This is a genomic window from Wolbachia endosymbiont (group A) of Sympetrum striolatum (genome assembly GCF_947250715.1).
In the GTDB taxonomy this organism is placed as follows: Bacteria; Pseudomonadota; Alphaproteobacteria; order Rickettsiales; family Anaplasmataceae; genus Wolbachia.
In genome coordinates this window covers 1-13906 of the sequence record NZ_OX366342.1, presented here as the reverse complement: position 1 = coordinate 13906, position 13906 = coordinate 1, and the positions used below count along the sequence as shown (strand labels likewise).

16 protein-coding genes are annotated in these 13906 nt (G+C 36.6%); all 16 read right to left on the bottom strand.

Annotation, left to right across the window (positions count from 1 at the left end):
- Position 1: 1 nt before the first annotated feature.
- Complete coding sequence (locus OOK87_RS00080) at positions 2–2173, bottom strand: phage tail tape measure protein (RefSeq protein ID WP_264687704.1); 2172 nt, start codon at positions 2171–2173, stop codon at positions 2–4.
- Between the two features lie 112 nt (positions 2174–2285).
- Positions 2286–2537, bottom strand: coding sequence for a phage tail assembly protein (locus tag OOK87_RS00075; protein ID WP_264687703.1), 252 nt, complete (start codon positions 2535–2537; stop codon positions 2286–2288).
- Between the two features lie 16 nt (positions 2538–2553).
- Positions 2554–3054, bottom strand: a complete 501-nt coding sequence (locus tag OOK87_RS00070) for a phage major tail tube protein (RefSeq protein ID WP_264687702.1) — start codon at positions 3052–3054, stop codon at positions 2554–2556.
- A gap of 14 nt (positions 3055–3068) precedes the next feature.
- Positions 3069–4226: a phage tail sheath subtilisin-like domain-containing protein gene (locus tag OOK87_RS00065; RefSeq protein WP_264687701.1), complete on the bottom strand. Its 1158-nt coding sequence runs from the start codon at positions 4224–4226 to the stop codon at positions 3069–3071.
- 15 nt (positions 4227–4241) lie between these two features.
- Positions 4242–4799, bottom strand: coding sequence for a hypothetical protein (locus OOK87_RS00060; protein WP_264330657.1), 558 nt, complete (start codon positions 4797–4799; stop codon positions 4242–4244).
- Between the two features lie 6 nt (positions 4800–4805).
- Positions 4806–6281: a hypothetical protein gene (locus tag OOK87_RS00055; protein ID WP_264687700.1), complete on the bottom strand. Its 1476-nt coding sequence runs from the start codon at positions 6279–6281 to the stop codon at positions 4806–4808.
- Complete coding sequence (locus tag OOK87_RS00050) at positions 6278–6463, bottom strand: hypothetical protein (RefSeq protein WP_174517025.1); 186 nt, start codon at positions 6461–6463, stop codon at positions 6278–6280. Before OOK87_RS00050 ends, OOK87_RS00055 begins: the two co-directional genes overlap by 4 nt.
- Positions 6464–6470: 7 nt before the next feature.
- Positions 6471–7658 (bottom strand): hypothetical protein, encoded by a 1188-nt coding sequence (locus OOK87_RS00045; RefSeq protein WP_264687699.1) that lies wholly within the window; start codon positions 7656–7658, stop codon positions 6471–6473.
- Between the two features lie 4 nt (positions 7659–7662).
- Positions 7663–9588 carry a DUF4815 domain-containing protein gene (locus OOK87_RS00040; protein WP_264687698.1) on the bottom strand — a complete coding sequence of 642 codons (1926 nt, stop codon included), beginning with the start codon at positions 9586–9588 and terminating at the stop codon, positions 7663–7665.
- A gap of 6 nt (positions 9589–9594) precedes the next feature.
- Positions 9595–10281, bottom strand: coding sequence for a hypothetical protein (locus OOK87_RS00035; RefSeq protein ID WP_264378050.1), 687 nt, complete (start codon positions 10279–10281; stop codon positions 9595–9597).
- A 20-nt stretch (positions 10282–10301) separates the two neighbouring features.
- Complete coding sequence (locus tag OOK87_RS00030) at positions 10302–11519, bottom strand: phage tail protein (RefSeq protein WP_264687697.1); 1218 nt, start codon at positions 11517–11519, stop codon at positions 10302–10304.
- Positions 11520–11525: 6 nt separating this feature from the next.
- Complete coding sequence (locus tag OOK87_RS00025; protein WP_264687696.1) at positions 11526–12323, bottom strand: baseplate assembly protein; 798 nt, start codon at positions 12321–12323, stop codon at positions 11526–11528.
- A 9-nt stretch (positions 12324–12332) separates the two neighbouring features.
- Positions 12333–12668, bottom strand: a complete 336-nt coding sequence (locus OOK87_RS00020; RefSeq protein WP_264687695.1) for a GPW/gp25 family protein — start codon at positions 12666–12668, stop codon at positions 12333–12335.
- A 5-nt stretch (positions 12669–12673) separates the two neighbouring features.
- A complete protein-coding gene (locus tag OOK87_RS00015; RefSeq protein WP_065094333.1) occupies positions 12674–12928 on the bottom strand; it encodes a PAAR domain-containing protein in 255 nt (84 codons plus the stop codon).
- An 8-nt stretch (positions 12929–12936) separates the two neighbouring features.
- On the bottom strand, positions 12937–13392 hold the full coding sequence (locus tag OOK87_RS00010; RefSeq protein WP_065094332.1) for a phage baseplate assembly protein V: 456 nt from the start codon (positions 13390–13392) through the stop codon (positions 12937–12939).
- Complete coding sequence (locus OOK87_RS00005) at positions 13379–13852, bottom strand: hypothetical protein (RefSeq protein ID WP_264688345.1); 474 nt, start codon at positions 13850–13852, stop codon at positions 13379–13381. Before OOK87_RS00005 ends, OOK87_RS00010 begins: the two co-directional genes overlap by 14 nt.
- Positions 13853–13906: the final 54 nt, after the last annotated feature.

Sequence of the window (13906 nt, the reverse complement as noted above, 5' to 3'; positions counted from 1 at the left end):
TTTAATTTATATCGTAAAGCGCACCACTAAATTGTTCTCTAATTCGCTCCATTACTTCATCAGCAATACTACGTACGTCTTGTCCAGAGCTTGGGTGAATATTAATATTAAAGTGATTATTGTGTGTTTTATTCTCTATAGTCTTATTATGCTCTGCAATTGGGTGTTTAAGAGAATCGCTTATAACATTATTTACAGACCTAACTTCTAGTCTAGCCTCATTTTTTTTGCTCCACAGATTATTGATTGTTTTAAAAGGCTGAGTAATATTATTCCAAAACTTTCCTACCCAATCAGAAAAAGATTTCCATACAATTTTCACTGATTCCCAGATAGTAACAAAAAAATTCTTTACCACTTGCCATTTGGTAATTATCAAAGTTGCAGCAATAACAAGACCTCCGATAATTAGCCCAATAGGGTTACTCATTAGAGCAATTGTCAGTGCTTTAAATCCAGCAATTACCGCTGGAAAAACTGCAGAAAGACCTATTTTTACCAAAGTAATAACAGATGCAAACACTCTCCAAGTAGATAAAAGAGCGAATAAAGAACCTTTTACGAAAGTCCAAGCATATCCAAGAGATATAGCTGTTATTTTTATGCTAATCAATGTTGCAATTGTACTTATGACCACTGTAGTCAGTACTGGATATTCCTTGGCACAAAGTGCTACTTGTGTAGTTGCTGACTTTAGAAGATTAACAGTAAAATTTAAAGGTGGTAATAGTACAGAACCAAGATTCATTCCTACTTCTGCTATTGAATTCTTAAGTAGCTGAAGATTATTTGCTGTAGTATTTGCTCTATTTTCAAACTCCCTTTGCATTGAGCCCTTATATTCTCCGTTTATTAATCGTAAAGATTTTTTGTATTCATCAAGACTACCAATAAGTAGTGCTATATCATCTTGATATTCAAGGCCAAAGAGATCAAAGAGAACGCTAGAACGTTCTTGTTTACCTAGTTTTGCAATCGTTTCTAAAAACTTAACTAATGTACCTTGTGCATTCTTACCAATTGCTTTTTCAAATTCATTAGCATTTATTTTTAGCATTTGAAAAGCTTTTTGAAAATTGCCACCTTGTTTGCTTGCAGTTTGCAGCTTGCTGAGCATTGCATTAATTGCCGTACCTGCTTTTTCAGGGGCCTTGCCAAGACTAATAAAGCTACTTGCTAAAGCTCCCGCTTCTACTGCAGTTAAGCCAAATTGCCTTGCTGTACCACCGATTCTGTTTAATGCAGGAACAATGTCTTTAGCTTTTGCTGCAGTGTTATCAGAGATATGGTTTATTGCATCACCAATACCTTTCATTTCACCAATTTCAATTTGATAAATATTAGAAAGTTTAGCAATAGCATCTCCTGCCTCTTCTGCTGACATATCAAATGCAGTTGCCATTTTGGCCACAGTGTCTGTAAAAGTCGTAAGATCTTTGGCTTTAATACCAAGTTGACCACCACTTGCAGTAATTTGCGCAAGTTCTGCTGCAGATAGCGGAATTGTACGCGACATTTCCTTTAATGTTTCCCCAAGTTTTGTTAAGCCATTTACATCTGTATCTTCAAACTTTACAACTTTCTTTACATCAGCCATGGCACTCTCAAAACTAATTGCAGCCTTAAGTGGTGCAGCAAGTGTGAGGCCAAGTGCTACAGCATCCATCATTTGAGCTCTAAAATTTGCTCTTTGCGCTAAAACTCCTTTACGTTTTTGCATTACGGAATTTAAAGCCGTATAGTTATTTTTAAGCTTTTCAATAGAAGAGCCAAGTTTAGCTTGTTCTCCAATAAGAGATTTTATATCTCTACCACTTTTACTGAACTCCGTGCGTAAATGGTGGAGAGCACTTCTTTTTTGTAAATAAGCTGTTTTAGCTTTCAGTGCCGCAGCTTTAGATTTTGTAAATTCATTTTGCAGGCTCTTACTTGGTGCTTCTGTGTTTTTTATCTGTTTAGCCAGAGATTTTGTCTTTATTTCTAGCTCATTCCAAGAGCGCCGAGCAAGCAGAGCATCGTGGCTAAGCTCTTTAAACTTGGATACTGATTTACTTGATGATTCAAGTTGTTTTATCGTACTACCAATACGGAAAAGTTGCTTCGTGCTACCTGCTATCGTACTATTAAAACTGCTTTGCAGTGTTGCTCCAATTACTATAGAAATTGCCTTCATTTGTATAATTTTCCGCTACTTTCAAACCAAGTAATAAATTCTTCAATATCCATATCAAGCCACTGATTGATTCCACCACCAACCATTGAGCTAAGTGACAATATGCTCAGCCTCAACTCTTCTGCTGAGACAAAAAACCTTGTAACACTTCTTGAATCTTACTGTAGTCTGCCAAATCAAGTTCTTCTACTGCTTCTCTTGAAATACTTGCAAGATTTGCAATCAGTGCTACTTCTTTCTCTGCATCGCTATTACCCATACGTTCAACAGCTAAACGATCTCGAACTTTTGGGCGACGTAGAGTTATCTCTGAAACTAAAATTCCATCGATTTTTATTGGTTCAGTTAATTTAATTTTTTGCATTGTTTTACCCTTTTAGTTAAATTCCTAAAGCTGTGCGCATAGAAGTCATTTGATCAACACCATCGATCTTGCGAATCATATTCTCAGCGTCAATTTCAATCAATTCTCTGCCATCAATGGTAAGCTTATAATAGTTGGCAGCTACAGTGCATTTTAGTGTTGCTTTTTCAGCAGCCTTCCAGTTACCAAAATCAAGTTCCTTAAAGAGCCCTCTTAAGTTAATTACTACTGATTCGGCATCACTACCTCCCTGCAAACCTCCTCTTAAAGTAAGAGAAACAGCATTATTGTTTATCAATCCGAAAAGTCTAAAGAGCTCAGAGTCATATTCAGAAAAAGTGAAATCTGCTTCAAGCTTTTCCATGCCCATATCAATATTTATTGGAATATCCATACCACCAGCTCTGTATTCTTCTGTTTTTATGGTAAGTTTTGGCAAGGTTACTTCATCTATTTTTCCTGCATAGCCACGACCATCAACAAATACGTTAAAATTCTTTAGGATCTTTGGTAACATCTCTCTTTCTCCTTTTACAATATTGCGCCACTCACAAGGTGTGACCTGAAAGTAATCTGTTCAGCTGGATATGGTGGCGTGAACTCAAAGTCAAAATACACTTTTCCGCTCGCAATATTTGTTGGTGTATTGAGTTCGGGTGTTGCATAACATTTTCCGCTGATAATAGCTCCTTGGGCTTTTAAATTGGCCAAATAAGAATTCACCCCCTCGATCACATCATCTATGTAAGTTTTGGTGATATTGCGATCAACTGCCCAAAGGTGTGCACGCAGAAGACTATCATTAATTAAATCAGCTGTTCTTTTTACTGATAAAAATGTCCATTTCGAATCGTTTGAACATGTTCTATTTCCCCAAAGCCTATAGCCATTTTGATGAATTATCGTCGTTACTTCATTTTCATTTAAATAATTTGCTCGAGAGCTTCTATCGCCAAGTGTAAAATCAATAGGCCTGCTTGTTCCAACAATACCATTTATCTCTTTATTTGAAGGCGAGTGCCAGAATCCTTGTTCGCTATCTACTTTCGCTATTAAACCAGCTACAAATGGGCTAGACGGCAAAATTTCTTCTTTTCCTTCAATAAACACCTTAACCCATGGGTCAACAACGTAAACTCTTGAGCTACCTACACTTTTTCTCCATTTTATGGCTTCTTCATCATTGGTATTTGGTCCATCTGCAACTATTATTGCCCTTAGCTTTTCTGCTACTCCTATCAAAGCTGCTACTACTGGGTTTTTAGGATTTTCAGATTCAGGCAATTGATGAGTAAACTGAGGTGCAATTAGTATTCTTGGGGCAACATGTATTATGCTTTCACTGCTGAGGAATGCTTGAATTCCCTGATATTTTCCAGTCTCTTCATCAACTCCACCAATTATATTTTGAATAGCTTCACTTTCTTCAACTCGAATAACTACTACTGTTGCACCAATTTGGGAAAATATCCCGTTTATTGCAGAAGGTAGTGTTCCACTTTTCCCAAGCTTTGCTGCTTCCTTTAAGCTTCCTGCTATTAATACTGGACTATTGAGTGGAAATTTTTGCTCATCAGCTTCAGGGGCAGTACCAATTACACCTATCACTGATGATTTAGCTGTACGTACTGTCTTTGCTCCTGAGGTAACCTCGATAACATTTACTCCATGTAGAAACTGTTCTGTCATTTCTTTTTCCCCTTTTCAACTTTCTTGCATTTTTTGTTTACAATCATCTAGCAAAGTTTGCAGCTCTTCCTTACTTTTAGCTTCACCGATTTCCCTTTCAGCTATATCCACCAATTCTTCGCACTTGATTATTGCTTTTTTCGCTCTTTTTGCTTTTTCCTGAATTATTCTTGCCATTTCTACTACTGAAATTCCTCGGACTTTTGCTAATGGCTCTATAATTTCTGCATCTTTTTTGTCTATAGATTCTGGTGCTGCTAAAATGTTCTCTGCGGCTTTTGCTTGTATTTCGTACGACTTAGACTTCTGATGAGAATATCCTGCGTATTGGTGAGTATAGTTATCATAATAAGCATGAAGATTAGAAAGTGCAGAAAACTTCGCATTTTGTAGTAACTCCAATTCAATATCTTCTTGATTCCGCTGAGCAATTTTGCCTCCTTCTGTTAAACAATAGCTTTTTTGCCAATCAAAATCTTCTGGTGCTTCATACCAATCATTTTCAGTTGGCTTGCTTTCAAGTGTTGTTGTTTCTACTTGTTTATCATTTTCAAATCTAATGTAGATAGACATTGTTTGTTACCTCCAAATCTCATACGTGTTAGATAATCCTGGACATTGCCAAGCTTTTAGCGTTCTCTCCACATCTACTTCAAGTCCTGTAGTTAGAACATTGCTACGTATGTTATAAATCCCCCACTGAATAAATTGACCATAGTTGTGTACATAATTTGATGCAAGCATACCTTGACTAACTTGTGTTCTGGAATACAGGTAAGATGATGTGTAAAGTAATATTGCAACTGTTTTTCCTGCTGGAATCTCCACATTACCAGATCCAGCTAATTTGCTATCAGAACTCGTGTATTGGTAAACATTTTTCCATATTATTCTTGAAATTCTTGATTTATTAGAATTGGTATTATCTGGTGTTCCCACAAATAATCCTGCTCCCCCATACTCCGTACTCGAATACGATGATCCAACAAATTCCATTGTCTTATTTATGTTCACATTGGTTGTATTTTTTACAAATACTACTCCAAGTGCAGCATACGGGTAATAGTATATCTCATCATAACTACCCGAAAAACTTTTTGTGCATAACTCTCCGTAAATAAATGTTCCTTTACTTCCCTCTATAAAACTTAGTTGTCTTGGCCGATAAAAACTAACGTAATCTGTATTGTACGTATGGCTACCTGCTAGTAGTTGTAACATATAGTCAGTTTTTGTTATATCACTACTCCACTTTCCAAGCTCTGTCGTAAAAGTTCCGTGGCCAAAATAATTATTTTTTCTGCCAAGTACACCAAATAAGAAAGGTAATGACCCTGGTTCAACCATGTTGCGCTTTCTTATTTCATTTATAAGAGACACTTTTAACTGTTCATCCCGAGTTTTTACCTCATTTATCAGGGATGTTTTTAATTGGTTATCACGAGTTTCTATTTCCCCAATAATTGATGAGCCAGGTGGTACATTATTAACAGCACGAAAATCTTCTACTAAACCTTTAAGACCATCTTTATGACTGTTACTAATGCTATTTATTGCTGCAATATTGGCATTCTTTCTCGTATCAAGTAGCGATATATGTGAATCTGATGATGCTTTTAAAGTGTTTAAGGAATTATCCCTAAGCTTGTTAATTTCATTGACAGAATCTGTTTTCGCTTCAGTTATTGCAGATATTGAATTTTCCTTATTGCTGTTTATGTCGCTTAAGTGCGTCCTTGCAGCGCTTAAAAGTTCATTTAACTTACCATCTGTCATCTGTACAATTTCAGAAACTGAACTTTTACCGATTATTGATTCCAGTGCTTTAGCAAGATATGCTAATTGATCTGGTGTACTGTTTACTGCTAAATCCCTAAGCCTTTCTTGTAGTGCATCAATTATTTCTTTTACTTTAGTCATTTGCGCAATATCAGAAATAGCTTTTTTATCTGCTATCAATTCCAGCGATTTTGCAAGATATGCCAGTTGATCAGCCGTGCTATTTGCTGCTAAATCCTTTATCCTTTGCTGTAATGCTTCTATTGCTTCTTTCATTCCCAAAAATTCAAAAAAGTTTCAAATCTAAATCGTTCAAAATTATTTTTAAGTTCATCTTCTCTTTCACTCATATCTTCATCTATCTTTTCTATGGCTCTGCGAATACGTACTACATCTTCTACAGCTATGTTCTCTGGATGCGGCAAAGGATATCCTCGTTTGGTTTGATCAAAAGTCATTTAAATTTTATGTTACTATTACTCTGAGATTTTTGACTTTAGGACGATAAATAACCGTTCCACTTAAAACTAATTTTATCCTTGTCTCATTAGCATTAAAATTTGTCAGCACATGAGTTCTCTCTACCCAATTTTCTCCAATTGGTTTTCCTGATGTTAAATTTACTAATTGCCAATCACTGTTGCTTTTTTGTACATAAGCTTTAACATCTGCAGTGCCAGGTATCAGCGCATCGTACGTTATGGTGATTTTAGTATTAGCTCCTGCTGTAATACTTCTTGTAACATAATCTCCAGACTCTAAAAGATTACCTAGAACTAGCTGTAACCCTGGATATAGCACTGGACTTTTTTCTTTTGACCCTTTTAAATTTGCCTTTACTGTTAACTCTCCAGATAGTCTTTCACGCAGCGCGAGCGGCAAGTTATCAGATAGAAAATTTTCTTTTCCTTCTTCATCTGTCAGAATAAATTCTACATTGGTATCAAATGCTACTTTTTCGACGTTCGTCAAAACAATTAAATCTGAAGTATTGGTTGCTGTAACTTTGCCAAGATCAATAACATGAGAATTTTCGCTAAATTTTGCAGCCAAAAGCCGAAACGTTAAATCTAAATTTTGATGTGGAGTCCAGGTGCTTGCATTGCTTGATGAAAGTAATACTCCTACTTGATATGGCTGACTCGTTACCCAACGGCTATTTACTGCATCATATTTGCCAAGTTCTGCTATTTTTACTGCAGTATCTGCATCATCAGTAAGTAGTACTATTGCATACTCCTCTCCTGCATGGCAAAACACTGGTGACCACTCTATACGTGTTGCTGTGCCATCTATCTTTATATCTTTTGGCTCAATATAGCTTTCAGCAATGACAGTTTGCGAGGGCACTCCCACTGCTGTTTCTCTAATCTGCACAACAACACGTTTTTTGCCTTTATTTATAAACCATAACTCTAGACCTCCTATGTGCCTACTCTCATTTAAAGTAAATGTTTGCGCTAAAGGATCAATTCTTCTTGCTGCGATAACTCTTCTTCTCTCTTCTATGGTAATAGTTTTTTTACCAGTGTACGTTGCTTCTCCATAGCTTCCTTTATCACCATAAAACTGTACTAATTTAGTACCTGCTGGAATATTTGCTGGGATTTTTATTTTTCCACTTATTTGTCCTTGATTGTTAACTATTAACATATTTTTATGCTATAGGTTGAATAATTATTCCGTCAAATTTTATCTCTTTAAGCTTCTCACTTGGCTCAAAACCTTCAATTTCAAAATTCTGTACTGCTTCTCTCATAAATTCAGTTTCGTATGAAGTACTTGACAGCAGCTCTGTCGTTTCTTTAACATTAAATACTCTTTTTACTGGACTTTTCCAATTCGTGGTAACCTCTGTCCAGTGGTCAATGTTTTTATTTAGAGTAATTTGTGCCGGGACTGGATCAAAAGCTTGATACGGATTAATCTTTTCTCCTTTAGTCTGTAAAAGCTGCTCCAGTACCGGTTCAAGTTTATAAGGCAAAAGATATCTTTCCCCACCTTTTTCAATATCTGCAACTTCTACATCTATTGGCAGAACTAGCTCTCTATTTACTATTGCTGCAGACTGCGAAATTCCTTGATCACGCATATCATCGTCAAAAAACGAATCAACAAATACTCCTTTTTTGGTAGTAGGTTCTCTTGAATTTGCATCACTGCGTAAACGTTCCTGTGCAACAAGAGCATAAAGATCATTTATTCCTTTTTTCATTGCTTCAAGCTCATTCATCGGTACAGCATGAATAGCATTATTCACTATTTTTACCCCTTCGCCTTTTTTCCACGTCTGATGAATGTAGCAGAGCAAAAGTTGTCCACTAGGCGCTCTAGGCATTGATGGTCGCCAAGGGTGAGAAATTCCTTTTATTCTTCTTACCACTCCTTTGCTATCGATAGTAATTAAATCAAAGCGGGGCATTTTCCAGGTGTAATCAATCAGAACCAAGCTGTTATCAACTGCTCCTTTTACTTTGCATCCCTCTTCACTTATATCTTCAGGACTTACATGAGTACGACAGCGATAGGTTATCAGGTAACTACTCCCAGGAGCTGGTTCTTTGCCAGGTAATGACCAATCAACGTTTCCTGCATTTAACTTATAGTCTGTACTATTTTCATAAATAACATTGCCTTGTTTAACTTGAATAATCTCAAGTACTGCAGAATCAGGTATCGGATCAATAGCTCCAGAATATGAACCGTGAGTAACAGTAATGGTTTTCTGAACAGTTATATCTACTTTTTTAATTTCACTTATTGGAAAATCATTAACCTTCAGTTCCATTACCCTTTGGCTATTTGGCTGAAAAGTATGTGGTTCTGATTCAACTGATTTTATATTAGGATCTTCATCAAAAGAAACACGAATACTATGAGGTAACTCAATCTCATAGCCATCAACATGAGCTTTTCCCTCATTAATCACGAATACTTGTTTTTTGCCCTCTTCTTCCTTTTGCAAAAACATTACTTCAAGGCCATTTACAACGTAGGAACCATTAGCTTCTTTGTCATAACGAGCAAGAGCGGTAGTTACTATGTTTGCTTGTGGTGGTGGTGAATGTTCTATTAATACTCCATTTTCAATGTTATAGATTGGATAAAACTCTCCTGCAGAAAAACGTGGAGAAAGACCTTCTGCTTGATAACCCCAAATGGTGGAAACTTTAAGCCTTGCAGCTCCTACTTCTTGATAATTACGTGTACCAACAGCAGGATCACGAAGATTTTCGTCCTCAAGTTCTGTAATGGTAGATTCTACGTAATAAACACCGATACGAACTGTGGTACTCAGTGGAATAACAAACTCTTTTGCCTCTACCTTTCTCACCGCTCCACGAAGATAGATTTTTCCTCCTTCAAGTGTAACTTTACCAGTTTCTCTATCTATAATACAATTGCTTCCTGTTATAACATCACCATCACGAAATATTGCATCACCTATGCCTTTAAGCTTAGAAAGAGCATACTCCTGAGTCTCGTTTAATTCTGCAGATTGCAAACCTCTTCCTGCAAGAAATAAGCTTTTCTCATATTCTTTGTCAGGATTAAAGCGGTTATAATAACTATTTAAGGTCATTTTATTTCAAAAAGTTACAACAAATGAAAAAGTTTCCCGAGTTGCAGATGTTCTGATAAGTGGCACGGTGTGTTCTAAAACTAACAAAATTCCAGGATTTTCCACGTCTTTTGGCTCAAAATATCTCTGCCCAGATGACACTTTTTCCTTTACCTTTGTACCAACCATAACCCCGAGCTCCCTTATTACTTGATTTGCTGCGTCCGTGAAATCGAAAGTAAATTTAAGGTACAAATTATTGGTTGGTACATTTGAGGGTTTAAACCTACCTGTGGGAGTTAGAAGCTCTCCATCATCATCACCAGTACAAAAGAGTATCTCATCAACAACACGACGTCCAACTTCCTTAATTAATGTTGCAGAAGTAATTAGTTCCGGTGGTGTGTCTTGAGTGTACTCTATAGTGATTACGCTATCTGCTATAATTGCACCATTTTCTACACGCTCAATAGTGCCTGAGCTACTATCAACTATATAATCTATGCTTGACTGATAAATTGTTTGCCCTGTATAAACTTTTACATCTTTAATAGTGTGGTGATCTAAACTTATCTTGCCGCCTGCTGCAAAAGTTTTTTCAACTTTGTAGCTGCTTTCCCAGGTAGAATCTCCAGATCCCCAAGCAAGATGTATCGGTTGCTCTTTTATGCTCGCAGCAATAGCTGCTCTGCCTGATTGTGTGAGTACTGACATAGTTGATTGTGCAGTTGATATTATGTATATACAAGATCCGTAGAAAAAACGTCCAATTTTTTTGCAATAATAGGATCAAAATCTTTCCAAGGGCGATGTAAGTGGCGATGTTCATGCCAAGTAACCATACCTAGATAGAATGCTGCTACGTAATTTTCTAGCTCATGAATGGGATCTTTCTGTTTTGAATCTGAATCATTTTTACAATCAACGTGATATTCCACTAAATTAGACTCTATTATTTTTTGATCAGTAAAATTCTTCGCTTCATAGTAATAAGTTATACTAAATCGCTCTAAAATTGGTGTACGTTGAAAATTCCAAATCTGCTCAGAAAGTTTATCTTCACTTAAGTGAAATGTATGCTCTATTTCTTCATAAGTAGTTGATGCAAAACAAGCATTGATATCCCCTAAATTCCAACTATCTGACAATACTATCAATGCTTTAGCAAACTTAATTTCTGGCAATAAACTCTGTGGTAGAGGATATAGTGCTTCTAAGTTGTACCACTCATGATTTCTTTCATATGTACCGTTGTAATTCTTCGTGTGAGGCTCTGTCTCTCCTAATGTTGCAACATCTAACCTATATAAATCATTACTGTAACTTCTATCATAATGTGATCTAAAAGTGCCAAATTTAAATCTTGGATTTCCTATTTTCAGCTCAAATGAGTTTTTTCTTCCAAACGATAATACTGGTCCTTCTTTTGCTATTTTTACACCTGAGTAGTCTGAAAGAAGATCTCCAAAAATACTTTCATCTAACATAAACCGCTGAGCATTGTAATAGTCATTGAATATTCGCATTAATCGAGATCTTGCCGGTGCAGAAAGTTTTGCCAGAGCAATTACACTATCGACAAAAAAGTCATTAGGAACATCAGAGATGCCAATTTGAAATTCAGCAAAATGCTCTCCTGGTGGTTCTTCTTGAATGGTAATATTATCAATGTTTGCCCACTTCAGCGCCATCTTCAGTGACTGTGGTGTACCGCGCAAACGTTGAAATCTTATTCCGTTTTGCTTAGCTAAGACCCATTCTTTTAATGCACTCTTAGTAGCTTTCTTACCCCAGGATAAAATTTCTCCCAAGCCGTATTCCGCTACTAGCCACGGCAACATTTCAGTCTGTGGGTTAAATTTAAATCCCCGTAGAGAATTTGCATCAAAAGAATAATTAATTATGTCTGTAAGTATTTGCTCTTGCTTTGAAGCATTTGGAGGAAGTATCACCAATTTTTACCTAACACTTAAATTATTTAAAGTAACGCATTCATTATCTTGCACGACGATGTCTTCTATCGGCTCTGTAAGCTCTATATTCTGCATACCTTCTATAAAGAGGTGGGCAATAATCCATGATCTGGTAACATTCCACCCTAAACCTTTAGCAGATTCAAGATCTTTGATAAATTTTTCCTTTGCAGCTTCGATAACATCTTTGGATGCAGTAGGGTAAATATGCACTTTAGCATGAATAGTAATGGGAATAATACCACAGCCAATAACTGTAAGCGTATCTGTTAATACACGAATATCATCACGAATAACGTGATTTCTGACGATCTCTAGCAATTCTTCTGAAGGTACTCCATCATTTTCTGTGGAAAGTATTGAAATCTGTACACTTCCTGGTATAGGTGATACCACTTGCGCATCTTTTACTCTCGTGTCAGCAGATAATGCATGATAGCGATAATGCTCTTTACTCCCTGCTGTTGACCAACCAACAATTTTGGCTTTTACCCGCTTCCTTAAGGATTCATCATTCTCTGACTCCTTTCTCAGCACACCATAAAATTCAGCCAAGTGATCAAGGTCATTACCTCTTGCAAAAGCAAGTAAATTTGCCTGTGCTGCATCATTAATCCTTTGCCTAAGCAAAAGTTCACGCCAGGCTGCTACTTCCAGTATCTTTATTGCTGGATCACTCTCAGTTAGTGCAGAAAAACTTGCATTCCGACGCACTAACTCTTCTTTCATTCGCGAAAAGATTTCCTCAAATTTTAATGTTTCGACAATATTTGGTGTTTTCATCCTACTACCTTATACTATAATACCATCAAGGCGGATCAGCTTTCCATTTGGCAGATAGATTCCCTCTAAAATGAGAGTTACTTTACCTTCTTTTATTTCTGTTATTTGTACACGTTTAAGCTTAAATCGACGCTCCCACTTTTCTAATGCTTCTGCAACTGCTGCATAAAGTTCTTGTGCAAAACCAGGTACAATTGGATGATCAATCAGCTCAAATAACCTTGATCCGTAATCTCGGCGCATAACACGAGTGCCAATTGGCGTAGTTAAAATATCAACTATTGATTGTTTTAAATGCTCTATACCACTTATTGTTTTACCAGTTTCAGAACTCATACCACGCATATTATTTACCCTGCAAAAACGTTATCACTCCCTTCTTCTGCAATTGCTCCACAGGAAATTAGATCACCAGTACGAGCAATGGCTTTGCCATTTACAAACACTGCTTTCGACCCTTGTGTCATTACTTTTCCTTCACTAAAATTATCTCCTTGCCTACAGACAGGTCTTCCGTTTATAAATACATCTCTGCTTCCACTTATACAAAAATGCAGCAACGCTCCTTCACAGTGATCTCCTAGGCGTATAACTGATTTATTCATTCCTTTCCCTAATTTAGATTTACTCTTTTTGCTTTTAGTTTTATTTCGCTCTTTGTTATCTCTACACTTGATTCCCCAACATTCAGTGTTATCTTGTCTACTACTTCAATCTCTAAATGATGTTTCTCTTTATCATATGTAAATCTTGTCCCATCTTGAAATTTTACACTATTTACTTCCTTTTTATTCTCTGGAGGAGGGTATTTTTCCTGATATATTGCCGGTAACACCACCCCCAAAGACAATTCTCCCAATGGTGATAATACTATTACCTGTTCATCAATATTTGGTGGTGACCAACTTTCAGCTCTATTTGTTATCCATGGAAGAAAATCTGTTACAAGTTCACCTATTTTAACTTTTACTTTAGCTTTTTCATAATCTATTTTTTCGACAATGCCTATACGGACAATGTTGGCCAATTTCCTCCGCAATTCTGAAATTGCAAAATTACTTTCCAACATTCACATCGATTAAATGAGGTTTTATTTTACTCACTTCCCAAATCGATCGCCCTACATGCAATTCGTGCGCCCAGTCTACCATCCACACTAAATATGCATCGAGCTCTGGCCTAAAATCATCTCCTCCTCCTGATATAAATTCTCCTGGTGAAACATTTTTCACGTTCCAAGTATTTTTATTTACTACTCTGGCAACCTCAGCAGCTAATGATCTGACAATAATAGGGGCACTTTCTATTGTACGATCAATCACTATTCGTGCCTCAAATTTTGCTCTCAGCGCTAATTCTTCTGTTGCTGGATCATGTCCTTTCTCAAAGCCACTAAGTTCTATAAATACTGCTGGTGCTATCAATTCTTTCCTGATTGCTGGATAAACCTCACAAGTTTGAATTGCTGGTATCTCTGCCTTTAGCGTATTACAAATTGCCTCATGTAAATTAGTCCAAAATGCCGTCATAAAATAACTCATGTGTAAAATATTTTTCAAATATCCTTTCAACTTCATAATTAA